This is a genomic window from Lysinibacillus sp. BPa_S21 (assembly GCF_023337795.1).
GTDB lineage: Bacteria > Bacillota > Bacilli > Bacillales_A > Planococcaceae > Lysinibacillus.
On sequence record NZ_JALIRS010000003.1, the window covers coordinates 381,255 to 408,178 of the forward strand.

Annotated in this window: 18 protein-coding genes; 3 read left to right on the forward strand and 15 right to left on the reverse strand. The window is 38.3% G+C overall.

Annotated elements, in window-relative coordinates; translation table 11 throughout:
* Nucleotides 1-131: 131 nt before the first annotated feature.
* On the forward strand, nt 132-1,871 hold the full coding sequence (locus MOK21_RS07720; protein WP_249073352.1) for a B12-binding domain-containing radical SAM protein: 1,740 nt from the start codon (nt 132-134) through the stop codon (nt 1,869-1,871).
* A gap of 383 nt (nt 1,872-2,254) precedes the next feature.
* Here MOK21_RS07720 and MOK21_RS07725 read toward each other — a convergent pair whose 3' ends face one another.
* The 8 genes from MOK21_RS07725 to MOK21_RS07760 all read right to left on the reverse strand — a co-directional run bounded on the left by MOK21_RS07725 (nt 2,255) and on the right by MOK21_RS07760 (nt 15,160).
* Nucleotides 2,255-3,610 carry a TrkH family potassium uptake protein gene (locus tag MOK21_RS07725; protein ID WP_249073353.1) on the reverse strand — a complete coding sequence of 452 codons (1,356 nt, stop codon included), beginning with the start codon at nt 3,608-3,610 and terminating at the stop codon, nt 2,255-2,257.
* A 166-nt stretch (nt 3,611-3,776) separates the two neighbouring features.
* Nucleotides 3,777-4,541 carry a TerC family protein gene (locus tag MOK21_RS07730; RefSeq protein WP_249073354.1) on the reverse strand — a complete coding sequence of 255 codons (765 nt, stop codon included), beginning with the start codon at nt 4,539-4,541 and terminating at the stop codon, nt 3,777-3,779.
* A 445-nt stretch (nt 4,542-4,986) separates the two neighbouring features.
* Nucleotides 4,987-6,072: an SDR family oxidoreductase gene (locus MOK21_RS07735; protein WP_249073355.1), complete on the reverse strand. Its 1,086-nt coding sequence runs from the start codon at nt 6,070-6,072 to the stop codon at nt 4,987-4,989.
* An 18-nt stretch (nt 6,073-6,090) separates the two neighbouring features.
* Nucleotides 6,091-9,144: an efflux RND transporter permease subunit gene (locus MOK21_RS07740; RefSeq protein WP_249073503.1), complete on the reverse strand. Its 3,054-nt coding sequence runs from the start codon at nt 9,142-9,144 to the stop codon at nt 6,091-6,093.
* A gap of 2 nt (nt 9,145-9,146) precedes the next feature.
* A complete protein-coding gene (locus tag MOK21_RS07745; protein ID WP_249073356.1) occupies nt 9,147-9,404 on the reverse strand; it encodes a hypothetical protein in 258 nt (85 codons plus the stop codon).
* Nucleotides 9,405-10,119: 715 nt separating this feature from the next.
* A complete protein-coding gene (locus tag MOK21_RS07750) occupies nt 10,120-11,697 on the reverse strand; it encodes a peptide chain release factor 3 (protein ID WP_249073357.1) in 1,578 nt (525 codons plus the stop codon).
* A 235-nt stretch (nt 11,698-11,932) separates the two neighbouring features.
* Complete coding sequence (locus MOK21_RS07755) at nt 11,933-13,399, reverse strand: UDP-N-acetylmuramoyl-L-alanyl-D-glutamate--2,6-diaminopimelate ligase (RefSeq protein ID WP_249073358.1); 1,467 nt, start codon at nt 13,397-13,399, stop codon at nt 11,933-11,935.
* A 372-nt stretch (nt 13,400-13,771) separates the two neighbouring features.
* A complete protein-coding gene (locus MOK21_RS07760; RefSeq protein WP_249073359.1) occupies nt 13,772-15,160 on the reverse strand; it encodes an aldehyde dehydrogenase in 1,389 nt (462 codons plus the stop codon).
* A gap of 213 nt (nt 15,161-15,373) precedes the next feature.
* On the opposite strand from MOK21_RS07760, the gene MOK21_RS07765 reads away from it, so the two are divergent.
* Nucleotides 15,374-15,529 carry a hypothetical protein gene (locus MOK21_RS07765; RefSeq protein ID WP_249073360.1) on the forward strand — a complete coding sequence of 52 codons (156 nt, stop codon included), beginning with the start codon at nt 15,374-15,376 and terminating at the stop codon, nt 15,527-15,529.
* 220 nt (nt 15,530-15,749) lie between these two features.
* On the opposite strand, the gene lpdA is transcribed toward MOK21_RS07765, so the two are convergent.
* Nucleotides 15,750-17,087 (reverse strand): dihydrolipoyl dehydrogenase, encoded by a 1,338-nt coding sequence (gene lpdA / locus MOK21_RS07770; RefSeq protein ID WP_249073361.1) that lies wholly within the window; start codon nt 17,085-17,087, stop codon nt 15,750-15,752.
* A gap of 859 nt (nt 17,088-17,946) precedes the next feature.
* Nucleotides 17,947-20,028 (reverse strand): catalase, encoded by a 2,082-nt coding sequence (locus MOK21_RS07775; protein WP_249073362.1) that lies wholly within the window; start codon nt 20,026-20,028, stop codon nt 17,947-17,949.
* Between the two features lie 277 nt (nt 20,029-20,305).
* On the opposite strand from MOK21_RS07775, the gene MOK21_RS07780 reads away from it, so the two are divergent.
* Nucleotides 20,306-20,845, forward strand: coding sequence for a GNAT family N-acetyltransferase (locus tag MOK21_RS07780; RefSeq protein WP_249073363.1), 540 nt, complete (start codon nt 20,306-20,308; stop codon nt 20,843-20,845).
* 123 nt (nt 20,846-20,968) lie between these two features.
* Here the strand turns inward: MOK21_RS07780 and glpK are convergent, their stop codons facing one another.
* From glpK to MOK21_RS07805, 5 genes are all read right to left on the reverse strand, one after another.
* Complete coding sequence (gene glpK, locus MOK21_RS07785; RefSeq protein ID WP_249073364.1) at nt 20,969-22,465, reverse strand: glycerol kinase GlpK; 1,497 nt, start codon at nt 22,463-22,465, stop codon at nt 20,969-20,971.
* Between the two features lie 247 nt (nt 22,466-22,712).
* Complete coding sequence (locus tag MOK21_RS07790) at nt 22,713-23,516, reverse strand: MIP/aquaporin family protein (protein ID WP_249073365.1); 804 nt, start codon at nt 23,514-23,516, stop codon at nt 22,713-22,715.
* A gap of 154 nt (nt 23,517-23,670) precedes the next feature.
* The gene (locus MOK21_RS07795) at nt 23,671-24,234 is read right to left on the reverse strand and encodes a glycerol-3-phosphate responsive antiterminator (RefSeq protein ID WP_249073366.1); all 564 of its coding nucleotides are present in this window, start codon (nt 24,232-24,234) and stop codon (nt 23,671-23,673) included.
* Between the two features lie 55 nt (nt 24,235-24,289).
* On the reverse strand, nt 24,290-25,933 hold the full coding sequence (locus MOK21_RS07800; protein WP_249073367.1) for a glycerol-3-phosphate dehydrogenase/oxidase: 1,644 nt from the start codon (nt 25,931-25,933) through the stop codon (nt 24,290-24,292).
* 345 nt (nt 25,934-26,278) lie between these two features.
* Nucleotides 26,279-26,854 (reverse strand): RloB family protein, encoded by a 576-nt coding sequence (locus MOK21_RS07805; protein ID WP_249073368.1) that lies wholly within the window; start codon nt 26,852-26,854, stop codon nt 26,279-26,281.
* Between the last annotated feature and the right edge of the window lie 70 nt (nt 26,855-26,924).

A 26,924-nucleotide genomic window follows, 5' to 3' on the forward strand; every position in this document is an offset into this window, starting at 1 on the left:
TACAAAATTTAGTAAATTCAAGTATTTAAAATTATTTCACGAACTGTTCACAAAATAAATAGGTAAAAAGGATTATATTGTATGACAGCAACTTGACTGTTACAATTATAAATTGAAAGGAAGATTATTGCATGAATACTATTTTAACTACATTAAACGCAAAGTACATTCACACAAATTTAGCTTTGCGTTATTTAAAAGGTGCAGCTTTACCAGAATTTAATCCAATTATTGCAGAGTATACAATTAAAGATCCTGCTTTTAATATTGTATCAGATTTATTCCAAAAAAAACCTGATATCGTTGGATTCAGTTGTTATATTTGGAATATTGAAGAAACTATTCACGTCATCAAGATGTTAAAAACTGTCTGTCCAAATGTTAAAATTTTGCTCGGTGGACCTGAAGTTTCTTACGACGCTCACCATTGGTTGCGTAGAATTGAAGAGGTTGATTTTATTGTTATGGGTGAAGGAGAAACTTCATTTAAACAATTATTACGCTATTTACATGATGAAATTTCATTGGAGGATGTTCCGGGAATTGCCTACTTAGAGGATGGCAAAGTACGCATTCACGCACAAGCACCAAAAGTTGATTTACGTGAATTGCCAAGTCCGTTTCGTTTTGAGGAAGACCTCCCCCATCTTGGCAAACGAATTCAATATATTGAAACAAGTCGTGGCTGCCCATTTAGCTGTCAATTTTGTTTATCTTCTATTGAAGTAGGTGTTCGTTATTTCAACCGTGAAAAAATAAAAGAAGATATTCGATTCTTGATGGATAATGGAGCTCGTACTATTAAATTTGTTGACCGTACCTTTAATATAAGCCGCAGCTATGCAATGGAAATGTTCCAGTTTTTAATCGATGAACATAAGCCAGGGGTCGTATTCCAATTTGAAATTACCGCAGATATTATGCGTCCTGAGGTTATCCAATTTTTAAATGATAACGCACCTAAAGGCCTTTTCCGTTTTGAAATTGGTGTTCAGTCAACGAATGATTTAACAAATACTCTTGTGAAGCGCCGTCAAAACTTTGAAAAACTAACGCGTACAGTGACGATGGTTAAAGAAGGTGGAAAAATTGATCAGCATTTAGATTTAATTGCTGGCTTACCAGAGGAAGATTACGCAAGCTTCCGTCAAACCTTTAATGATGTTTTCGCAATGCGACCAGAAGAATTACAGCTTGGATTCCTTAAACTTCTGCGCGGTACAGGCCTTCGTCTAGAGGCTGAAAAATTCGGCTATACGTATGTGGACCTATCTCCTTACGAGATTTTCTCAAACAATGTCTTAACATTTGATGATATTGTACGTATTAAACATGCAGAGGATGTACTTGAGAAATATTGGAACGATCACCGTATGGACCATACGATTGAATACTTAGTAACTGAAGTGTTTGAAACACCATTTGATTTCTTCCAAAATTTCGGTACTTTTTGGGAAACGAAAGGCTGGTCTCGTATCGGTCATCAGCTCGAGGATTTATTCCGCCGTTTATTGATGTTTTTAGAAACTGTAGAAGGTGCTAATTTAACTATCATTCAAAGCCTAATGCAACTAGATTATTTAATGGCACAGCAGTTCCAGCCACGTAAATTATGGTGGAAAGAGCGCCCTACAGAGGAGCAACAAAAAGCACTCTATAATGCTTTACGTGAAAACCCTGCAATTGCAGGTGAGGCATTCGCCAGCTTCAATCTATCTGAAAAAGAGTTGTTTAAACATACGCTTATTATTCCGCACCATATAGATTATCAGGATTTCTCAAAAGGCAAAATTGTACAAAAAAATGGCTATCTATTAACTTACTTCCGTCACGGTCAAGCACCATACTTTGCAACAATCCACTCTATATAATAAAAAACGCTAGTCCTTTAATAAATTTTAGGACTAGCGTTTTTTCACTCATAAAGAATACTTAATTGTTACCTAAACGAAACAATTGCTTTTTTATTGAACTTATTGTAAATAAAATGTAACTTTATTACGGCTAACAGTAGCTAGTAAAGGCATTACAATTATCCTAAAAAAGTTTAGTACGAAATTCTCAACTCATCCACACCAAACTCCTGTAAATATTACCTAAAAACCATCCGTAAGAACCAGGAAAAAACAATTTAAAATTTTTCGACAATTATGTGGCAACAATAATTTTTTAGGTAAATCCACTATTCCTCGGCACAATGTTAAACCTACATCGTTAATTTCAAAATGAATTATGGACGAAATTACCCTAAACTTTAGCCAATAATCACCCTTTCCTTAGGATAGTGATAACTTGATTTTTTGCCTCTACCTCCACCACCTAGAGTGTAAAGGAAGGAAATTAAACCGACACGACCAATAAACATTAAAATCATAATGATAATTTTGCCAACTACTGATAAGTCGGATGTGATGCCTAGAGACATTCCACACGTTCCGAACGCTGATGTAATTTCAAAAATTATTTGAATCAGTGATGCATGCGGTTCAGTAATGAGTAAAATAATCGTCGCAACTAATACCATAAAGAACGCCAATAAGATAACAACAAACGAGCGGAATACATCAATTAAATGTATTTCACGTCCGAATACTTGAATATCCTCTCTTCCCCGTGAAAAGGTAATTAAGAATAGAATGGCCATGGCAAACGTTGTTGTACGTATCCCGCCACCAACTGAACTTGGCGAAGAACCAATAAACATTAAAAAGCTCATAAAAATATCTGTCGCTTCACTGAAGGTTGTTACATCGTACGTCGTAAGTCCAGCTGATCGTGTTGAAACAGAATGGAACATTGCAGAAAACAGGGCCTCATGCCAAGACATTCCCTTAAAGGAATGGAATGATTCAAGCAATAAAATAACAAGAGCCCCTACCACAAATAAAAGGGCATATGTGGAGGTAGTTATTTTTGTAAATAAACTAAAGCGAAAATTTGCATGGCGATTAAGTAAAAAGGTTTTCACTTCAATTAATACTGGGAATCCTATTGCACCAAGGACAATTAGCACCATCGTTATCAATTGAACAAAATAATCGTTATGAAACGGCAGTAAACTCATGCCCGTAATATCAAAGCCACCGTTTGTAGTAGCTGAAATGGAAGCAAAGACACCGTGAATCAAGGCTTCATTGAAAGTATCAAAATATTTCGTGAAGTGCAAAGTTAAAATGAACGCACCCATCACTTCAATACCCATTAAGATTTTCAATATTTCTCGTATTAATTGAACAACCCCTGATAAATTGTATTGATTATGGTCGATCATAATCAATTGACGCTCACGCATACCGATTTTTTTCCCAACAAGTAACCACACAAAGGTACCGAGTGACATAATGCCAATTGCCCCAAGCTGTAAAATGACAAGTACCATCACGAGTCCAAATGTTGTATAGCTTTCAGATATATTGAATGTTGTTAAACCTGTTACACTAACTGCACTGACTGCCGTAAACAAGCTATCTAATAATGAAACTTTAACACCTTCTTGGTGAACGCCTGGTAGCCGTAGTAACAGGAAGGAAATCGCTATAGCTATAAAATAATAAGAGACAAGCACCTGAAAAGGTGTAACAAGTCTATTTTTTGATCTTTTCCAGGGCACTTTGACAACCCCTTCCTTATATGATGCCAAACTCGATAGATTATAGTATAGAAAAAATTTTAAAAAAAAGAAAGAGGAATAGATACGACTATTCCTCATCAATTATGCCCTCGAAGTTTTTAGCTTGAGTCCCTCTCATTCAGCGAATATTATTTGCCGAAATTAGTTAATGGGTTTTATTTTTATGACGAACTCCCACCAAGTAACCTATAAATGCGATAGACACTAATACAATCCAGAACGTTAACTCCCACACAGTTGAATGTGGAAACTCTGCAGGTAAAATGCCCACCTTCTCATGGGATAAAGTCAATACGACAAGCTTCACCCCTACCCAGCCTACAATTAAAAATGCAGCAGTTTCAAGTGAAGGATAGTCATTGAGTATTTTCACAAACCATTGTGCCGCAAATCGCATCATGATTACTCCGATAAACCCTCCAAGTAACATGACCATAAATTGCCCACCGTTGATGCCACCTATATCAAAGTTCCCTAACTGCGGTAAAGATACTGCAATAGCAACTGCAGCAAGCATAGAATCAATAGCAAATGCAATATCCGCGGCCTCTACTTTAAGTACTGTCATCCAAAAACCAGCACCCTTTTTCCCCTGTTCATCGTTAGATTCTTCTTGTGAATCCTCTTTATTACGCAAATCATATATATTTTTGGCAGACATGAATAATAAATAAGCTGCTCCCAACGCTTGAATTTGCCAATAGTTCACTAATACTGTAATAACAAAAAGTGCTGAGAATCGGAAAATTAACGCGCCGAATAATCCATAAAATAATGCTTTTTTTTGTTGTTCGTGGGGTAGATGCTTTACCATTACAGCCATGACAACTGCATTATCTGCTGCTAATAACCCTTCTAATACTATAAGTACAATTAGTACCCAGCCGTATTGTAATAAAATTGATTCCATCATGTGCCTCCTCTAAAGCTCTTTTACCCAAAATAGTCATTTCTATACGAGCACAAAAGAAAAGACCCCTGCCCTTATAAAAAGGCAAAGGTCTCGCTAAGCAAATAAATACTGACTCAGTACCACTCTTACTAGTAGCTAATACCACTAGGCTAGAGTTATTCGCTTATCACACCCGATGGTAAAAACCATGTAATGACGAATGTGATCCAGATACATCGCTCGTATCTGTTAGCTACTCCCCTTTGACAAAACGTCGAAGGTTTTTTTCTTCTGAAAGCTTATTATAGCACTATCATATAATAGTGGCAAAATTATCTACCCTAATAGGCTCTGATTTTATTCGTCAATAATAAACCTAATTTCCCCAATCGACATTCTTGTAGTGATGTTTGCTGGAAGGATCATAAACCGATTGCATCAACTCTCTATCAGTAGACTACATTTACCTTATCTGAATTTGATAGCTTTTATCTTCTTTATGTGCTAAATAGAAATCAATCATGCTAGGCATAGTCTGTATAAAATCAGGGCATGTAATTTCACCCTTTTTTAAAATAGTAACTGCTTCTGATGTATCAAACTTCGCATTCCAAGTTAAGTAGTCTAAAGTTTCTTGCTCGACCCCTAGTTTTTTTCGAATAAATGGCACTTGTAAAGATATTCTCGCTAATATTAACGGTACTCGCCCTTTAGGATAATGGTTAGTTATAGATTTTACCATCGTCCGATACACCTCTTGCACAGGGTGAGGGTTCGGGTCTGTTAGATGCAAAGTTTTCCCTTCAGCGCATTTTTCATTAACGAGATAAGTCGCGGCGTTTATAATATAATCCACTGGCACCACATTTATTGTTGATGTTGATTGGCCAATATACGGGATAAAAGGAAGGCATTTTAATTTATCCACCATATTTAAAAAGAAATAAGGCCCATCAAATTTAATCGTTTCCCCTGTTTTAGAATGGCCACGTACTATGCCAGGTCGAATAATTGTCAGTGGTATTTCTGATTTCAAATCCTCTACTCGATGCTCAGCTTCATACTTTGTTTCCTCATAATAATTTTTAAAAGCAGGCGGACGAATTAGTTCGTTTTCACACAAAATTCCCTCACGCGTTCCAGCTACATACGCTGTACTAAAATACATATAGCGTCTTAAGTTCGGCAAAGTTCGCACAAAATCATTAACCATAGTCGTACCATGCACATTTACCTTCCATGCTAGATCACGTGGTACTGCTAAATCATAAATGGCAGCCAAATGCCAAAGCACCTTTATTCGAGGTACAATTTCCTGCACAATATTGTTTTCTAGACCAAGATTCGGTAATGTAATATCTCCCTCTACTATATGAATAGAACAGTTAGGAAACATCTCTAAAATATGCTCTCTTTCTAAATTTGCTTTGACTAATTCACCAGCTAAAACAATCGCGATAACTTCCTCTGTTTGTTTTTTTCGAAATAGCTCTCGTATTAATTGACTTGAAATAAAACCCGGAAAACCTGTAAAAAAGTGAACCCCCATCTTTCATCCCTCCTGAACTTACCGCATCTTCCTAGTCTCTTTATCCATGAAAGTATAAACAACTGGTACAATATATAATGTCAATAAAGTTGATGTCACCAGTCCTCCGATTACGACAATCCCCATCGGTTGATTCATCTCAGTTCCTTCGCCAATGCCAAGAGCAAGCGGTAGCAATCCTAAGATGGTTGTGAAAGCGGTCATTAAAATTGGGCGAAGTCGATCTTGTGTAGCCAGTAATATCGCATCATACGACGCCACTCCTCTAGCCTTTTGTTGATTAATGTAATCGACTAGTACAATCCCGTTATTCACGACAATTCCAACTAACACTAAAATTCCTATAACAGACGTCACACCCACTAGCGTGTTCGTTGCAAACATCGCAACTGCCACGCCAATAATCATTAATGGTACTGTAAACATAATCACAAATGGATATTTGAATGATTCAAATTGTGCAGCCATCACGATATAGACAAGCACAATCGCTAACGCAACGGCTAACAGCATATCATTAATCGCACTATCGTAAAGTTCACGATCACCACTGAAGACAACTTGCGTTTCAGTTGGTAAATTTGCTTTGTCCAATGCTTTGTCCACTTTTGCTGAGATGCCTCCTAGCGATTCCTTCGTTTCATACTCAACAAAAAATGCAACAGCCGCCGCCTGATCAGAACGTCTTACCGATACCGGCCCTTCCTGTATAGAAACAGTCGCAATGTCCTCTAGCTTTACAAATAAACCAGCAGGTGAACGAAGCTGCATTGTTTTTAATGATTCGATACTATCATTAAACACTTGTCCAAAGCCTGTATAGACGGGCAATACAGCACCATCTTCTGCGATTATTTGCGTAGTTAGCTGCCCCTTCGTCATTTGATTGACCGTTTGAGCAATTTGCGCAGGTGCAAATCCGTAGTCCTTCGCCTTTTCTCGGTCTACTTCGATTTGTATTTCCTTTGCAGTGATATCTAAATCCGTTGATACCTTTGTGATGGCCTTTACCTTTAATAGCTCCTGTTGCACTTGATCAACCGAGTTCTGAAGTCTTTGCTCATCAGAGTCTGTTAACCTAAACGTTAATGTATTTGGTGATGAACCTGTTGTCGTCGAGACATTAAAGTTGATTTCAACTTGCTCCCCTAGCTCAGCATGTAAATCTTGCTCAACCTCTTCCACAAATTCAAAAATCGAACGGTCCCTATCTGCTAATGGGACAAGCTTTACATATAACTCTGCTTGATTGGCACTTGTTTGTCCCCGAGCTTGGGTCTGTTGTGTACCACCGATTAAGCTAACATATAAGTCAACATCTTTCTCTTGTTTTAAGCGTTCTTCAATTTTCGCAACAACTTTTTCTGTTTCTGATACGGCTACCCCTTTTTCAAGATTTACACTAATGGATGCAAATCCCTCATCGGTTGGCGGTAAAAACTCTGTGCCCATTTTCATAAGCCCAAACAACGCCAGTCCAAAACAGACAACTGCTGAGATTAGTACAAGCATACGGTGACGCAATACCCAAATAATTGATATTTTGTAACTCCTATAAAAGGATGACTCATTACGTTTTTCATAAATATTCGTCGACTTCATTTTTAAAAGACGACTTGCCAGCATTGGAACAACTGTTAACGCAACAACTAAAGAAGCGATTAAACTAAAGGAAATCGTTAACGCAAATTCTGTGAAAATTTGCCCTATTAATCCTTCAATAAACATTACAGGTATGAATACGGCAATCGTTGTAAGAGTGGAAGCAGTAATCGCAAGCGCCACTTCTTTTGTCCCTTCTTTAGCTGCTGTTATCGGGTCCTTGCCAAGTCCTAAGTGTCGTTCAATGTTTTCAATAACAACGATAGCATTATCCACCAACATACCGATCCCAAGTGCTAACGCCCCTAATGTCATAATATTGAGCGAGAAATTGGCAAAAAACATTAAGACAAATGTAACAATCACGGAATAGGGAATCGCAATGCCAATGATCATAGGGCTTTTCACACTGCGTAGAAAGATAAACAATATGAACATTGCGAATAATCCACCTACAAGTAGAGAAGATCCAATATTGCTTATTGCTAAATCTACATAGTTACCCTGATCCACTAGTACATCTGCAGCAATTCCTTGATATTGCTTCTTCGTTAATAATTCATTTAAAGCTGCTTTAAAAGCTTTCGATACTTCTGCCGTATTAGCACCTGATTCCTGTAATACGGACATTAATACCGCCGGATGCTCATTTGCTCGAGTTGTAGTGACGGATTTTTGCTCCACGCGCTCAACAGTCGCGACTTCTCCAACAGTTAATGCTTTTCCATCTAGTGGATTTACAGAAATAATTAACTCAGCAATGCTTTCTGGCGAAGTTAAAGTACTTAAAATACGTGTAGTTAACATCTTCCCATCTGCTGTTAACACTGGTTCACCAGGAAGAGAAACATTGTTAGATTGAATAATCTGAACAATATCTGCTTGAGTTAATCCATTTTCAACTAGCTTTGATTCATCTAAAGATATTTGAACTTCTTCTACAAGCTTACCGGAAATATTGACACTCGCGACACCTGCTGTTCGGCGAAGTTCCTTTTCCAAGTCTTCTGCCAGTAATCGCACATCAACATTGTCATTTTCCGCCCGTAGTGAAAGTTGTATGATCGGAAACTGTGATGGATCAAATTTTAAAAAGCTAGGTTTCTCAGCATCATTCGGTAGAGGGGTCATATCGATTCGTTGTAAAATATCGAGCTGGGCATCTTCAATATTGGTTGACCAATCAAACTCGAGAATAATTAAATTGGATCCTTCTTGAGAGGTAGACTGTAGTTTTTTGATCCCGGGTAAGGTGGCAAGTGTTGTTTCTAATGGCTTCGTTATTTTCTCATTAACCTCTGTTGGGCTCGCGCCAGGATAATTTGTAACAACGATGCCTATTGGTGGACGTAATTCCGGAATAAGCGTAATAGGTATTTTTAATAATGAAACGCCACCTAATATAATGACTAATATCATCGTAACTAATGTAAAAACAGGTCTTTTAATAGAAAAATTACTAATGTTCACTTTTACAAGCTCCTTTTCCATCTCTTCCCTTCTATAATACCCGAAAAGGAGAATATTTTATAAATTCGGACACCATCATAGCGTGGGGTTGATTTCCGTTCCGACTGGGCGCTTTGTAGCTGGCGCTTCGCTTTCGCTACAGATAAAACATTGTTGCTGTCGCTTCGCTTTCGCACAGATAAAACATTTGTAGCTGACGCTTCGCTTTCGCTACAGAAAACATTTGTTGCTGTCGCTACGTTATAACTTCGCTTTCGCACAGAGCAAAACTTCCTGGGGGCGTCGGGGCAACACGATGTTGGTCACGAAGGCGTTATCACAGGACGGGATGCCTTTAGCCTTCGTTCCCCTTCCGCTTCGCTCGCGATGCTCGCTCCAGGGTCTCGGGGCAGCAGGATGTTGGTCACGAAGGCGTTATCACAGGACGGGATGCTCTTAGCCTTCGTTCCCCTAACGCTAATCCCCAAGGAGTCGCCCAGTCTCCACTCCAATCAACTTATTCCCAAAGTATACTTTTTAACAAATGCTATCCCAACTCTTAGAGATGAGCCTATAAGTTTGTACATTCTCCCCTGGAGATTGTTCATCAGAAATAAATTTCCTAATACTGTATATATTCTACATATAGCTCCAATTTTCCTTGTAAAAAAACACGAATCGCAACATGTCGATTCGTGTTTTTTCATGAAATTAAGGTTTCATATAACAAAGTATGGCTCTTTAGCAAAAACGAAGCAGCAATAACAGATATATAATTGGCTTAACTGTTATAAGTCCATTCAGATTAGTAACCACTACGTTCACTTTTGCTATGCATAAATTTTATAAGATTGGAGTGGAAGGCTACTCGACTCCCGTGGGAAAGCGAGACAGGCGAGACCCTGCACGGAGCGCAAGCGTAGGAAGCGGCTCGACGCTCGCCCACAGGAAAGCGAGTAGCCTGGAACGGAAATCATCCTGACAATTTTGCTTTTATTATAAAAGGCTATACAGTTTAATGTTTTCGTTTTTATCTGCAAACCAACGCATTGCAAATTCATTTTCAAATAGGAAAACAAAATTATCAAAACGGTCTTTTACAAGCATTGAACGACCTGAAGACATCGATTCTTTAACATCTTCTTCGTTTTCAATCCATCTTGCAATTTTCGAACCAATTGGCTCCATCTTCACTTCAACATTATATTCGTTTCTCATACGATGCTCAAAAACTTCAAATTGTAATTGACCAACTGCTCCCAGAATAACTTCTTCTGTATGCAACGTTTTATAATATTGAATAGCGCCTTCTTGCACTAATTGTAAAATCCCTTTATGGAATTGCTTAGATTTCATAACATTTTTCGCAGTTACACGTACAAACAGCTCTGGCGTGAACTGTGGCAATTTTTCAAATTGGAATGTCTTTTTACTACCTACAACTGTGTCACCAATTTGATAAGTGCCTGTGTCGTATAAACCGATAATATCACCAGCCACTGCTTCATCTACTGTTTCACGGTCGTCAGCAAGGAATTGTGTAGATTGTGTCACTTTAAACGATTTACCTGTACGAGATAAAGTCATGTTCATGCCACGTTCAAATTTACCCGATACGATACGCACAAAAGCAATACGGTCACGGTGTGCAGGGTTCATATTCGCTTGGATTTTGAAAATGAAACCTGAAAACTCCTCATGCTCAACCGGATCTATAAATTGTTCATCCTCCGTAATACGAGGCTGAGGTGTCGGTGCGAATTGTAAATATGTTTCAAGGAATGTTTGCACACCGAAATTTGTTAAAGCTGAACCGAAGAAAACAGGTGTTAATTCACCACGGCGGATTTTTTCTTCAGAGTACTCATTACCCGCTTCATCAAGCAACATTATGTCGTCCATTGCTTGTGTATAATAAGAAGTAACCTTCATTGGATGATCGATTGCAAGTTCCCCATTATCATCAATTGGCAAGAAGCGTTCTTCTTCTTCAGTACGGAATTGCTCGATACGTTTATTGTAACGATCGTAAATACCTAAAAACTCTTTACCCATACCGATTGGCCAATTCATTGGGTAAGCGTTAATGCCAAGTACCTCCTCAAGCTCTTCAATCAGCTCAAGTGGCTCCTTCCCTTGACGGTCTAGCTTATTAATAAAGGTGAAAATTGGAATACCACGCATTTTACAAACTTTGAAAAGCTTTAAAGTTTGTGCCTCAATACCTTTGGCAGCATCTACAACCATGACAGCACTATCTACAGCCATTAAAGTACGATACGTATCCTCTGAGAAATCTTGGTGACCTGGTGTATCCAAAATATTGACACGTGAGCCATTATAATCGAATTGCATAACTGATGAAGTTACAGAAATCCCACGTTGCTTTTCAATTTCCATCCAGTCAGATGTTGCAAACTTACCTGTTTTCTTCCCTTTTACCGTACCGGCATCACGAATCGCACCACCAAATAGTAAAAGTTTTTCTGTAATCGTCGTTTTCCCAGCATCAGGGTGACTGATAATGGCAAAAGTTCGACGCGATAATATATCTTTTTCTAAATTTGAATTCATCTCGTCATTCTCCTTTTTTCATACTTACTAATAATAAAAGAAGACTTGCCCTTCTTACAACCTTTTTACATGAATTCCCCCAAAAAGAGGTCTCAATCTCAGAAAGGCATAATGTATGGCTTCTTCAAATATTTCGATGACTACCACTTTGTAGTCCAACACCTCACTGTTAAAATAACCCAAAAAGAAAACCCCTTAGTACTAACTAAAAGGGTTCTCTAGGTATTGCAATTTACTATACAAATTTTAAGTGGCCAGCTTCTATTGCAATATCTGCATCGCTATGCGGATATTTAGTATTCTCGATAATTTGATAATCTTCATGGCCTTTACCAGCAAAAATAATGATATCCCCTGGTTCAGCAACCTCAATCGCATGACGCACTGCCTCAGCACGATCTCCTATACATGCATAATTTTCATGTAGCATCCCTTTAGCAAGATCGCCTGTAATACTATCGTAGTCTTCATAGCGTGGGTCATCCGTCGTTAAAATAACATAATCAGCGGCTGATGCCTTTTCTGCCATTGCTGGACGTTTCGATTTATCACGATTGCCACCTGTACCAACTAGGAAAATAAGCTTGCCTTTTTTATATGGTTGAGCAGATGAAATTGCCTTTTCAATTGCGTCTGGTGTATGTGCGTAATCAATAAAAATCTGCACAGGTAAATCTGAGCAAACTTTCTCCATACGTCCCTTTACTGGTGGTAATTGCTCAATTTGTTCAATGATTGTTTCCATTGAATAACCACGGCCATAAAAAGCAACCATCGCAGCAAGCACATTGTATATATTAAATTCTCCAAGTAAATGCATGTTTACATGGTATATTCCCTCTGGCATTTCAACGTCAAAAGATGTCATGAAATCATGATACTCACAGTTAATAGCTCGGAAATCAGCTGTTTCATTTTCTAAGCCATATGTCCATACTGGAAATGGTGTCATCGCTGCATAGCGCTCTGACCAAGCATCATCAGCATTTAACACGACAAATTTATTCTTTTCTAAATCTTGTCCAAGTTGTGAGAATAATAAGCCTTTCGCATGGCCATATTCCTCCATCGTTCCATGGAAATCAAGATGATCATGTGTAAGATTTGTAAAAATAGCTACATCATATTCTACACCAGCTAAACGTCCAAGTGCTAAACCGTGTGAAGATACTTCCATCGTCATTAAACGGCAGCCTTCCATTTTTGCACGGAATATCATTTGTTGAGTCGATAATGCATCGCTCGTTGTATTTGCAGATTCATATAAAATACCATTTAAATTAAAGCCAATCGTTCCTGACAGTGCAGATTTCTCGCCCATACCATGCATTATATTTTGAATAATACCCGTTACGGATGTTTTTCCATTTGTTCCTGTTACACCAATCATTGCCATATCTTTAGACGGATAGTCAAAAAACTTTGCGGCTAACAAGCCAACTGCGCGATCTGTATCTTTCACAATGACCTGTGCAATATTTTCTCCTAAAGGTAATTTTCGCTCTGTTACAACAATTGTTGCGCCACCTTCAACAGCCTTCTGTGCATAGTCATGACCATCTACCGTATAGCCTTTTATACAAACAAACATACTATTTGGTTGCACACTTCGCGAGTCAATGACAATATCACTTACTTGGTCAGGTAGCACTCCAATTATTTTTTTCAAAGGTAATGCATTCAACAATTCCTCTGCATACATTTCATAGTCCTCCAATCAATCTCTACATCCATTTTAACATTTGTTGTTTATTCGACAAGAAATGACAAAATGAATACCCCCACATTCTATTGAATTTATTTTACTACTTATTCGCCCATAAATAAAATGCCAGTTACGACGTTTTTCCGATGAAAACGCTATCATTTTAATATATCTTTAATATTTCATCGAAATTTAGCGCATTACCATCACGTTGAGTTGATTTCCGTTCCAACTTATTTCATTGGCATGCGTTTTAATACATGTTAACGCTCATTTTAACAGATCAAAAATCAACATGTATCGACAAATCTGGGAGCTTGGTAAAAAAAAGAAGGTATCAGACCTTTCGTGATCCGACACCTCCTTTTATTATTTCATTATAGTTCGCACAAGCTTAACTTTTTGTTTATATGGGGGAAAGAGAATATTCGTCTCTACCTTCGATGATTTTTTTAATATCGACTTTGGATGGGTAAAGTTATCAAAGCTAGCCTTCCCATGATAGGCTTTGGCCCCTGATGGTCCGACACCTCCAAATGGCAAATGTAAATTTCCTACATGTGTAATCGTATCATTTATACATCCTCCGCCAAATGGTAATTCCTCTAAAAAGTACTGAGTAGCTTTTTCATGCTCTGAGAAAAAATACGCAGCTAATGGTTTTGGTAATTGACGAATCTGGTGTATAGCCAGCGGTAAATCATCATACATCATAACAGGTAAAATTGGACCAAATAGTTCATCTTGCATCGAAGGACTTGTCCATTTCACATATTCAATAATGGTAGGCTCAATGTACAAATCATCACGATCTGTTCTCCCACCAAATGTAATTGCATCACGTTCTTCCACGAGAATTTGCTGTAAGCGATCAAATTGTCTTAGATTCACAATACGGCCATAGTCAGGGCTTTTTAATGGATTTTTACCATAGAAGGAACGAATCGTTTCTTTGAATTTTTTCATAAAACGATCATAAACATCTTTATGGACAAGGACATAATCTGGTGCTACACAAGTTTGTCCAGTATTTGTGAATTTTCCCCATGCTATTCTTTTCGCCGCTACTTCTAAATTGGCTGTTTGGTCGACAATCGCGGGGCTTTTCCCACCAAGTTCTAGAGCAATTGGTGTTAATCGTTCTGCAGCGGCCTTTGCAATCACTTTTCCGACTGCCACACTCCCTGTAAAAAATATATAGTCAAAAGATGCATGAATAAGTGCCGTCACTTCTTCTTTTTCTCCTTCCACAACACGTATATAGGAAGGATTAAACGTTTCTTCTATTATTTTTTTTACAATTGCTGCTGTATGCACAGATGTTTCTGAAGGTTTTACAATAGCCGTATTACCACCAACAATAGCACCGATTAATGGCTCCATGACAAGTTGGAATGGATAATTGAAAGGACCAATGATTAATGTTACGCCATATGGCTCTCTTACAATAAAGCTTTTTCCCATCTGGTATTGAATCGGTGTTTTTACAGCTTCAGGTTTCATCCATTCTTCAACATGCTTTACCATATAAGAAATGCTATCTAAAACAATGCCAATTTCTGTTGCATATGCCTCAAACTCACTTTTTCTTAAATCTACATATAGGGCATTCAAAATTTCTTTTTCATATTTTAAAATCGTTTTCTTCAGTTTTATTAATTGTTCTTTTCGATATTTTGTACTCTTTGTCGCTCGAGAAAAATAAAATTGCCGTTGTTCTGTAATCATATTTTCTACATCTTGTGGCGTAAAATTCATAATAAAAGCACCCCTTTTTTTAAAATGCCATACATAGTTTTTTCATTTCGAAACAAACTATCATTGTCTATACGATACAACATTGACAACCAAAATTCCTCTTTCTGATTTGGGTGGAATGGGTAAAGAAGTTAGAACTGTAGACAGTTTCGTGATTTGAGAAATTTACAACTACAACTACATATTGAAAAATTGAAACGGGGGCGTAGATGAATGACAACAACAACAGGAACTTGGTGGGAGTCTATTTTTTCTGGACCATTAGCACACGGTATTTGTGAGGAAAAATTATTGCTTTTGCAAGATGAGGCTTTCTTATATCTCTCTACAACACCGGGTGAGAAAAAAGAAGAACCTGAAGTTAATTAAAAATAGCGCGTTATAGGAGGTTATTTCCTATAATGCGCTATTTTTTATAGTTCATGTATCATCATCAAAAGTCATTTGTTACAGGAAAACTCCTAATCGGATCGGAAATCAAGCCACTCGTTATTGTTTTCTTAACAGTATTCAGTATTGTTATGGGCACTTTAAGAATACCAACAACGAGAAGGATAACCTCCGCTAAAGAATGTAGTTTTTGAGACCATTATTGGTGAATAGCTTTATCAAAAATAGCTTTTGCAGCATCCCCAATATGCTCTGATACTGTAGGATGTGGGAAAATCATATTTGCAAGAGTGTGAGCCGTGCCACCTGCTTTTTTAGTAGCTAAAATAGCATTTAACATTTCTGTTGCCCCATCAGCAACCACACAAGCTCCTAAAATACGCCCTTCTTCCTCCGTCGCAATGAGCTTTATAAAGCCCACTGTATTTCCTTCCATTAATGCCTTAGGATTTGTTTGTAACGGCATGTGAGTCACCTTATAAGGTTCGTTCACCTGCTCTTCCAGTAAACCAAAAGTTGCAATTTCAGGATGTGTATAAACACAGCGAGGAATCGAAGTTTGATCAATTAGTGCCGGTTTATTCCCTATAATATGATCCACAACATGAATTCCCTCTGCACTCGCTGAATGAGCTAGCTGGTATCCACCTACTAAATCACCTATAGCATAAATATGTGGCTGACTTGTTTCAAGGTGCTCATTGACAGCAATTAATCGACCATCGAAGGCTAGACCCAGCTGCTGAGCTATTTCTGTATTTGGGCGTCGACCTGTTGCAAACAAAAGATTTTCATATGTATAAATCCCTTTAGATGTATGAATTTCATTGCCGTTAAAATGCTCAAATTGGAAATCTGTCACAAGCTCAATTCCAAGCTTTTTCATCTTCTCCCGAATAAGCGGTCGTGCATCTGGCTCTTCTGTCTGTAAAATATCTTCACTATGATTTAGCATCGTCACCTTTGTTCCGAGTGGCGCTAAACTAAATGCCATCTCTACTGCAATAACGCCTCCGCCTATAATTGTTAACTGCTTTGGCAACTCTTCAATATCAAAAAATGTATCCGTTGTATAATAGGAAGATGTCTCTAACCCTTTAAAAGGTGGTACAAACGGTTTACTTCCGGTTGCTAGAATGATATCCGTTGCTGTAAAGGTCTCACTACCGACCGTTACAAGTAAATCATTAGATACTGCCGCTTCTCCTCGATAAAAAGTAATTTGATTGCTCAAAATATAGCCCTCAATATTCGTTAAAAGCTCATCAATAATAGCATCCTTACGTTTCATCAATCGTGGAAAATTCACATTTACTGTAGGACTTTCAATGCCCCAATCATGACCACGTTGTATTTCTTGAATGAGCTTACTATGCTCCAATAAAATTTTCGAAGGAATACAGCCGACATTATAGCAGGCCCCTCCTACTTTATCTCGCTCGACTAAAGCGACCTTCTTGCCACTTTTGGCTGCATGAATGGCTGCTACATAGCCCCCAGGACCTGCGCCAATAATTGCAATATCAAATTTTTCCACAAAATTCACCTCATGAACCACCATAGCATTTACAAAATTTGAATGCAATGTCATATATGTTACAGGAAATTTAGGAACATTTTCACACAGAAGATCCTAAATAAACAAAAAGCAGAATACAAACCATCAGTAGCAATTGAATTAAGTGAAAAAGTCCCTCACTATTCTTTCTGAACAATGAGGGACTTTATTAGATATTGAGATAAGCATTTTACTATATGGATGTGGGATTTCAAAGAAAATAGAAAGGGTATCGCTCGGCTTTCGCGGGTATTCACTCCTCTTCCGCGGGTATTCCCCCTGCTTCCGCGGGTATCGCTCGGCTTCGCGGGTATTCACTCCTCTTCCGCGGGTATTCTCCCTGCTTCCGCGGGTATTCACTCTGCTTCCGCGGGTATTCGCTCTGCTTCCGCGGGTATTTGCTCCGCTTCCTCGGGTATTCGCTCCGCTTCCGCGGGTATTTGCCCTACTTCCGCGGGTATTCCCCCTGCTTCCGCGGGTATCGCTCGGCTTCGCGGGTATTCACTCCTCTTCCGCGGGTATTCACTCCTCTTCCGCGGGTATTCACTCCTCTTCCGCGGGTATTCACTCCTCTTCCGCGGGTATTCGCTCTACTTCCGCGGGTATTCTCTGCTTCCGCGGGTATTCTCTGCTTCCGCGGGTATTCTCTGCTTCCGCGGGTATTCTCTCCGCTTCCGCGGGTATTCTCTCTGCTTCCGCGGGTATTCACTCTGCTTCCGCGGGTATTCACTCTGCTTCCGCGGGTATTCCCTTTGCTTCCGCGGGTATTCACTCTGCTTCCGCGGGTGTTCCCTTTGCCCGCAGGTATTCCATGTTCCCGCGGGCAAAATAATGTAAGTTAATAAATATTCCGTTCCCAAAAGCGTTGCTGCGCTATGGCGTTGATAAATTTTTTAGCGAAATCTTTGTCGCCAGTTGCTAACACCATGCCTGGCCCTACGTTGGCATTAGACATATTAAAAAATGGTGTCCCAGTTGTAGCTATACCAATCGGTTTGTAATGTCTATACGCTTCATTGATATAGTTTACAATATGTGAATTAAACTTCGCCTGATTTTTTGCTCTTACGCCTACAACATATAACGAATCAAATAGTACCGCATCAGTAGTAATAAATGTGTTAGTTGCTGTTAACTGTACGCCATCACTACTAGTAACGACCCCTAATTTGTCGGAAATAATACTGTATCGAACACCCTGTCTTGTTAAATGTTTCAGTATTTCTCCAACTTCATTTGCGTCAAATCCATCGCCTATTAGCACGCCTACTTTAAGTGTTTGTGGCAATTTTATTGTATTTGCCTGACTAAGTGCAGGGGATGATAACGTGACATTTATTTGCTCTCCTTTTGGACGATTAACACCAATATTATCAGCCACAGTCGTTGCCATTTCTTTATCAACGCGGACAAACATATCAACAACCTGCTGGCGAACGGATTTACTTTTCACCTTCCCTAACTCAAAACTAAAGGCATCAATGATATGCTGTTTTTCCGGAGGTGACATGCTATTCCAAAACAGCCTTGCCTGTGAGAAATGATTATCGAACGATTTACTACGTGCTCGGGTGATACGTCCTTCAACCTTTTCTTCATAATGAGCAAAGCCTCCTTCTTTGGCCGTTGATGTGGACGGTGTATTATTAGCCAAGGAATTTCTATGATAGCTCACTTTTCCTGTATGAATAGTTTGTCGACTAAAGCCATTGCGTTGGTTGTTATGAACTGGGCAAACGGGTCGGTTAATCGGTATTTCAGAAAAGTTTGGTCCTCCTAGACGAATTAACTGTGTATCTAAATAAGAAAACAGCCGCCCCTGTAACAGTGGATCATTTGTAAAATCTATGCCCGGCACAACATTTCCAGGGTGAAAGGCGACTTGCTCTGTTTCAGCAAAAACATTATCCACATTACGATTCAACGTCATTTTCCCAATCTTTTTAACTGGCACTATCTCCTCAGGCCAAAGCTTTGTAGCATCTAGAATATCAAAATCAAATTTAAATTCGTCCTCAGGCTCAAGCATTTGTACACCAAGCTCGTATTCTGGATAATCACCTATCTCAATCGATTCCCATAAATCACGTCGTTGAAAGTCTGAATCCTTTCCAGCAATAATTTGCGCCTCATCCCAAATGAGTGAATGAACGCCTAATACAGGCTTCCAATGAAATTTTACAAATCTCGACTTTCCTTTATCATTGACGAAACGAAAAGTATGAACACCGAAGCCTTCCATCATTCGAAAACTTCTTGGTATTGCTCGATCAGACATATGCCACATAATCATATGCGCAATTTCCTGATTATTCGCCACAAAATCCCAAAACGTATCGTGAGCTGAGGCTGCTTGCGGCATTTCATTGTGAGGCTCTGGCTTTACCGCATGAATTAAATCAGGAAACTTAATGGCATCCTGAATGAAAAAGACAGGTATATTATTACCAACTAAATCATAATTGCCTTCGTCTGTGTAAAATTTCGTCGCAAAGCCACGAACATCACGGGCAGTATCCATTGATCCTAAGCTTCCAACTACAGTTGAAAATCTGACAAATACAGGCGTTTTCTTAGCAGGGTCCTGTAAAAATCTCGCTCTAGTATATTCCCCCATCGATTCATACAGTTCAAATTCTCCATGTGCTGCAAAGCCCCTTGCATGTACAACACGTTCTGGAATACGTTCATGATCAAAATGCGTTATTTTCTCTCGAAAGTGAAAATCCTCCATAATGGTTGGTCCACGAACTCCAGCCTTCAACGAATTCTCATCATCCGAAACTTTTAGTCCCTGATTCGTCGTCATCTTTGTTCCTTCATTATCGACACGAAACGGCTCTAGCTGCTGATCCTTCGCATTCTCATCCAAATCTTTGCGCTGATTCGACTTAGATTTATCCACGTAATCCCCTTTCATTCCAATACTCATAATTCCCAATATAACTATATGTTTGTCTTGAATAAACATGCCTTAAGGTTTTGATACAGAAAGGCCAAACATTCCACCTTTTAACCCTTGAACTGATGTTGCTTAGTTGAAAATGTTGAAGGATATCTAGTAGTCCTAATAGAAATAATGTAAGTAGCTTGGATTTATTACAAAGAAGGGGGCCAAAAAAACTTTATAATGAATACTCTACATTTGTTCGAAATGATCGATCCTGTAAAAATTGATTAAATCGAAGGAGAAAACAATGAAAATAGATATACATTTAACGGATAAAAATAATGGATATATTATTAAAAACTTCTACCCTTTGTATTTATATGACCTATCAGGACATTATGGTAATCTACCGAATGTGCACGGAATTTACGAGGATAGTGACGATTGTCGAACATTAATAGATCAGTATGAAGTTCAGAATATTTGGTGGGAAAAGCCAGATATTTTATTCCCCTACTGCATTTTAGTCGATGGGATACCTGCGGGGTTTATCCTAATAGCAACCCCTCCACATTGTAATAAAGGAATTAATTATTTTTTAAATGAATTCTTTTTAATTCAATCATTACGAGGTAGAGGTATTGCTGAACGTGCTGCAAATATGATATTTGAACAATTTAAAGGGAATTGGGAGTTGTTTACTAATCCATTAGAAAAAAACATTGCTGGACAAAAATTTTGGAGGAAGACCATTTCTAATTATACTAGTGGCGTTTACAGTGAGGAATACGGTGAAACTTTTAATGGAGCTCAACTTATTTTCCGATTTAACAATTCTGAAACATAATGTACATTCAAAAATAACTTAGTCTACTATAGTGATATGAGTAAAACAAAACCTTGATTGGCAAGTGAAGTGACCCCAACCACTGGGATCCTTCAAATTTGCCTATCAAGGTTTTTTCATCTATTATTTAAAAGCTTGCGCAGCTGCCACAGCTTTTTTCCAGCCTGCATAGATTTCTTCACGATGTGAATCATCCATATTAGGTGTGAATTGACGATCTAAATTCCAATACTCACTAATTTCATCTGTAGATTGCCAGAAGCCAACTGCTAAACCTGCTAAATACGCAGCACCTAAAGCTGTTGTTTCATTAACGACTGGACGATCGACAGGAACGTTTAATAAATCTGATTGGAATTGCATTAAGAAATTATTTGCAACTGCCCCTCCGTCTACACGTAATTTTGCCAACGGAATATTGGCATCCGCTTCCATTGCCCCAAGTACGTCTTTTGTTTGATACGCCAATGCTTCTAATGTTGCACGTACAAAGTGTTCTTTAGATGTACCGCGAGTTAAACCAAAGACTGCACCTCGTACATCAGAATCCCAATAAGGTGTTCCTAGACCAACGAATGCAGGAACTACATAAACACCTTCAGTCGACTCGACACGAGCAGCATATTGCTCAGATTCAGAAGCAGAACGGAACATTCGTAAGCCGTCGCGTAACCATTGAATAGCGGAACCAGCTACGAAAATACTTCCCTCTAAAGCGTAAGTCACCTTGCCATCTAAGCCCCATGCAAGCGTAGTTAATAAGCCATTCTCAGATTTTACAGCCTTTTCACCAGTGTTCATCAACATAAAGCAGCCAGTACCGTAAGTGTTTTTAACCATACCTTCTTCGAAACAAGCCTGACCGAATAGAGCCGCTTGTTGATCACCCGCAGCCCCTGCAATTGGAACAGCAGAACCGAAGAACAGAGCTTCCTCCGTATAGCCATACACCTCTGAAGAAGGACGAACCTCAGGAAGCATAGAAGCTGGAACTCCTAGAATTTCTAAAATCTCTTCATCCCATTTTAAATCATAAATGTTGTACATTAACGTACGAGATGCATTTGAATAATCTGTAACATGGACGTTACCACCTGTTAATTTCCATATTAACCAAGTATCAATAGTACCGAATAATAAATCGCCTGCTTCTGCTTTTTCACGAGCACCTTCAACATTATCTAAAATCCATTTTACTTTTGTACCTGAGAAGTACGCATCGATTAATAAACCTGTTTTATCACGGAATAAATCATTGTAACCGTTTTCTTTCAGTTCCTCACAAATAGCGTTCGTTTGGCGCGATTGCCATACAATTGCATTATAAATTGGTTTCCCTGTATGTTTATCCCAGACAACAGTTGTTTCACGTTGGTTTGTAATACCGATCCCAGCAATTTGATTTGAATCAATATTTTTTGCAGAAAGTACTGTAGCGATACATGAAAGAATTGAAGACCAAATTTCTTCTGCATGATGTTCAACCCATCCGGATTGTGGGAAATATTGTGGGAATTCTTGTTGTGCAACGTGGAGAATGCTCCCTTTTTCATCAAACAAAATAGCACGTGAGCTTGTTGTACCTTGGTCTAAAGCTAAAATATATTTTTTTTCTGACATCGGACATACCTCCAAATAGTTTTTAATTTCTTTCAGTAAATTTTTTGTACCAAAATCGTAGTGACAGGTACAAAAGTTTCCAACCTCTATAGATGGTGAGATAACTGCGAATTTAAGCTCTTTTCAGCGGGTGTCCAAAACACCTGCTCACCTCGTCCTGTGGCATTACCGAAATGATCGACATCGGATTGGCCCTCATAAATTGTGATGTTGCTTGGCCTAAGCACCATGTCGAGGCATAATTGATTTACTCTTCACTTTTAACATTTTTGACTGTCATTTGAGCAGCGATAAAAATAATAACTACGATAATAGCTAGCACCCAAAATGCAATACTATTTTTCCCCTCAAAAATTTGTTGGAAAAATAGGGCACCAAATGTACCACCGATGATTGGACCTACAACTGGAATCCATGCGTATGACCACCCTGAATCACGTTTACCCGGGATTGGTAAGAAAAAGTGAGCAATACGTGGACCAAGGTCACGTGCAGGGTTAATTGCATAACCAGTAGGACCCCCTAATGCCATCCCGATAACTACAATTAGCATACCAACTAGAAATGGATTTAAGCCATCCGTAATTGTATTAGTTCCTAATGCTAGAATACCTAAAACAAGTATAAATGTACCAATCATTTCTGAAATTAAATTAGATAATGGATGTTTAATAGCTGGCATTGTAGAAAATACAGCCAGTTTTGCTTCCGGATCTTTCGTACCCTTCCAATGTGGTAAATACATAAAATAAACGAGTACCCCACCTAAAAATGCACCAATCAATTGTGCAGCAATGTAAGTAGGTACGTCCTCCCATGGGAAATTACCGATTGTAGCAAGTGCGATTGTTAAAGCAGGGTTTAAATGAGCCCCACTAATACCACCAACAGCATATGCTGCCATAGCTACAGCTAGACCCCAAGCGAATGTAATCACTACCCATCCACCGCCAAAACCTTTCGATTTGTGCAGTGATACACCTGCAACAACGCCACCACCGAATAAAATAAGAATCATCGTGCCGACCAGTTCAGCTGTAAATGTTGACATACAAGAAGCCCCCTTTGTTATAGTGCACTTATTAAAAAAATAAACCCACACTTAAACAAACTGCATGTTGTAATGCAGATGAATAAATGTGGGTTCCTTTTCCTAACCACGCGCTTTTAACTTATGTACATTGTAGAGAAAATAATATACATAGTCAACAATAATCTTGGAAATTTTCCCACAATTTTTTATTTGATGTAGTAATCGCAACTGCACCCGCTGATAACGCTTCCTCTATACTTTCAACAGTACGGACTAGTCCGCCTGTAATAACAGGTATTTTTGTTCGCTGGTGTACTTCTGAAATCATTGAAGGAATAATGCCTGGTAATAATTCAATATAATCTGGCTTTGCTGATTCAATCAATGAAAAGCTTTTTTCAAGTGCGATCGTATCAATTAAAAAGACACGCTGAATGGCAATAATCCCACGAGACTTTGCTTTTATTAACATATTAGATCGAGTGGAAATTATTCCTGCCGGACGGATATCATTGCATAAAAAATCAGCTGCAAAATTATCCGTTTTTAAGCCATGAATTAAATCTGCATGAATAATTAATTTCTTACCGTTCCGATCCGCTTCTCGCTTGATCGACATGAGCAAACTAATATGCACTTCTAATAGAACAATGTATTCAAATCGACTATTTAATATTTCATCAAATTGCTTAACTGTTCGTGCTGCGGGAATAATTTGTTGATCATTGAAATTCATTTGATTTCCCCTTTTTAAAAAGTGGGGTCGCCATTAAGACGACCCTTCCTTTTTATTATAATGCAGTTGTAGCTCTTGTTATTTCCATATTTAAATCTTTTTCATATTGCGTACGTTGTTCAGTAGACCAATTTAATTGTTTTGCCATTTCATCTAATATCGCGTCTTTATATTGTTTCACAAGAGCAATATTAAAGAACATATACGCTGTACGACGAATCATAAAGTCGTTTGGATGAACAACCATTTCATGATGAATACCATACAGTAGCTGAGCATATAGCCCTTGTGGTAAAACAGGATGCTTTTCTTTCGCATATTCAAAAACAGTATCCACATTTGAACCGTAATGATGTGCTAAATGTTTTGCTTCTTCTTCTGATAATCCGATAGCCACACCCATTTTTGTTCGTTTTGACACAAAGGCATCTAAGTTTTGGGAGCCCCCAACATCCCCACCAGAAATATGAATTTGCTTTGTATGACATGGTTTAGATGTAATACCAAATTGTTGTTCTAAATCTTGCGCAATCTTATTTAGAACTGTTTCAGCCATTTTGCGATAACCTGTTAATTTACCTCCAGCGATTGTCACAAGGCCTGAAGCTGATTCCCATACTTCGTCCTTACGAGAAATTTCAGATGGATTTTTACCTTCCTCATGAATTAATGGACGAACACCTGCCCAGCTTGATTCGATATCTGCATCAGTGACTTTAACTTTCGGAAACATATAATGAATGGCCTTCATAATATAATCACGATCTTCTTGCTGGATATTCATTTCACGAGGATCGCCTTTGTAAAATGTATCTGTTGTTCCAACATACGTTTTCCCGTTTCGAGGAATCGCAAACACCATACGACCATCAGGTGTATCAAAATAGACAGCTTGACGTAGCGGGAATTTAGATTCATCAAATACAATGTGGACACCTTTTGATAAAATTAAATGCTTACCATTTTGTTCCCCTTCAATATTACGAACCTCATCTACCCATGGACCAGCAGCATTCACAACTTTTTTCGCACGAATATTAAACGTACTTTGGGCAATCAAATCTTGTGCTACAATACCATTCATTTTCTTTTGGTCATTGTATAAAAAGTTTTCTGCCTTTGTATAATTAATGAGTGTAGCGCCTTTTTCAATGGCTGCTTTGGCAACTTCAACTGTTAGACGTGCATCATCTGTACGATATTCTACATATACACCACCGCCGCGTAAGTCCTCAGCTTTAACTAAAGGTTCTTTTTCCATTGTTTTTGCAGGATTTAACATATATCGACGCTCAGAACGTTTAACCCCTGCTAAAAAATCATAAACACGTAAGCCAATATTCGTTGAGAATTTACCGAATGTGCCTCCTTTATGGAATGGCAATAACATCCAAACAGGCGTTGTAACATGTGGACCATTTTCATAAACGATTGCACGCTCTTTTCCTAAATCTGCAACCTCTTTTATTTCAAATTGTTTTAAATATCGAAGTCCACCATGCACTAATTTTGTCGAACGACTAGAAGTACCAGCAGCGAAGTCTTGCATTTCAACTAACGCAACAGATAGTCCACGAGCAGTTGCATCGAGTGCAATCCCACAACCTGTAATACCACCACCGATTACCAATAAATCGTATTCTTTACCTTGTAATTCTTCAATCGTTTGTTGACGTTGTATAGCTGATGCTGTGCTCATTATGAAATTCCTCCTTATTTAGAGCGAAAAAAAGACCATTAAAAGCACATGTACAAAATGTACATATGTTTTTAATGGTCTCTCAATCGCTCAAACCTTGTATATTAACTTACTTTCATTGTAATGTGTATAGAAAGAAAAGGCAAGTTAGATAGTCTAAAAAAATTTAGAACAATATACACGTTTCGGTTTAAGAGGTGTCATATGTACAGTTCAATTGTCATGGCTTCAAGTATTATTCCCAAAGACAAAAAATTTATTTATCTTCATTTTTTAGTGGAGGATAAAGAAATCTTAGTTGTAATAATTGTTTCCATTTGGTGACAGAACCTATGCTGAAAGAAGTTAAAATATGTATTGTATCATTTCATGTATATTGCAATAAGGGTTGTCGCGGCTTTCTGTCTTACGGAGTGCCATCATATCTGTACAATTTTTAATGGCAACCTCATGTCGAAATGCGATAGGTGCTATAACTGACTCATCTGCTTTATGACGTAAATAACGTGTTACCCCGAGATGCTGCTCCATCTTGTCATTTAATACAGCACGAGGATACTTTTCAGAGATATCGACTTCTTCAAAATGCAACAGTAGCCATAATTCGAATGCTTCATTTGAATAGGCAATATGAATATTATTGTTCTCACAAAAATTATTCACTTCCTCTAATTGCTTTTCGGTTAAATCATCCTTATCAAAAACAATCCAAACCTCATCAAAATATTGATAACTTGAATCTCGGTAGGCATGCTGGGCTAGCTTAATAGCCGAACGTTTGACGTTTTTTATTTTGACACTTACCATTTTGGAGCGCTTTAAAATACGTAGTTGCTCAAAATAAATACGTTCGGTTTCACCTTCACAATAAATTAAAACTGTTTTACGCAGTGTTCGATCCCCTTGTTGACGAACTCTCACTACTCAGATACCTCCACTCCCTATCAAGTATGCCTTATGCCTCGCCATCATTGTGGCCGTAATCAGCTTT

Excerpts from the sequence above, each read along its gene's own strand:
- MOK21_RS07720 (WP_249073352.1), top strand. The coding sequence starts at position 132 with ATGAATACTATTTTAACTACATTAAACGCAAAGTACATTCACACAAAT.
- MOK21_RS07730 (WP_249073354.1), bottom strand. The coding sequence starts at position 4,541 with ATGGAATCAATTTTATTACAATACGGCTGGGTACTAATTGTACTTATA.
- MOK21_RS07735 (WP_249073355.1), bottom strand. The coding sequence starts at position 6,072 with ATGGGGGTTCACTTTTTTACAGGTTTTCCGGGTTTTATTTCAAGTCAA.
- MOK21_RS07750 (WP_249073357.1), bottom strand. The coding sequence starts at position 11,697 with ATGAATTCAAATTTAGAAAAAGATATATTATCGCGTCGAACTTTTGCC.
- MOK21_RS07755 (WP_249073358.1), bottom strand. The coding sequence starts at position 13,399 with ATGTATGCAGAGGAATTGTTGAATGCATTACCTTTGAAAAAAATAATT.
- MOK21_RS07760 (WP_249073359.1), bottom strand. The coding sequence starts at position 15,160 with ATGAATTTTACGCCACAAGATGTAGAAAATATGATTACAGAACAACGG.
- MOK21_RS07765 (WP_249073360.1), top strand. The coding sequence starts at position 15,374 with ATGACAACAACAACAGGAACTTGGTGGGAGTCTATTTTTTCTGGACCA.
- MOK21_RS07775 (WP_249073362.1), bottom strand. The coding sequence starts at position 20,028 with ATGAAAGGGGATTACGTGGATAAATCTAAGTCGAATCAGCGCAAAGAT.
- MOK21_RS07780 (WP_249073363.1), top strand. The coding sequence starts at position 20,306 with ATGAAAATAGATATACATTTAACGGATAAAAATAATGGATATATTATT.
- glpK (WP_249073364.1), bottom strand. The coding sequence starts at position 22,465 with ATGTCAGAAAAAAAATATATTTTAGCTTTAGACCAAGGTACAACAAGC.
- MOK21_RS07790 (WP_249073365.1), bottom strand. The coding sequence starts at position 23,516 with ATGTCAACATTTACAGCTGAACTGGTCGGCACGATGATTCTTATTTTA.
- MOK21_RS07795 (WP_249073366.1), bottom strand. The coding sequence starts at position 24,234 with ATGAATTTCAATGATCAACAAATTATTCCCGCAGCACGAACAGTTAAG.
- MOK21_RS07800 (WP_249073367.1), bottom strand. The coding sequence starts at position 25,933 with ATGAGCACAGCATCAGCTATACAACGTCAACAAACGATTGAAGAATTA.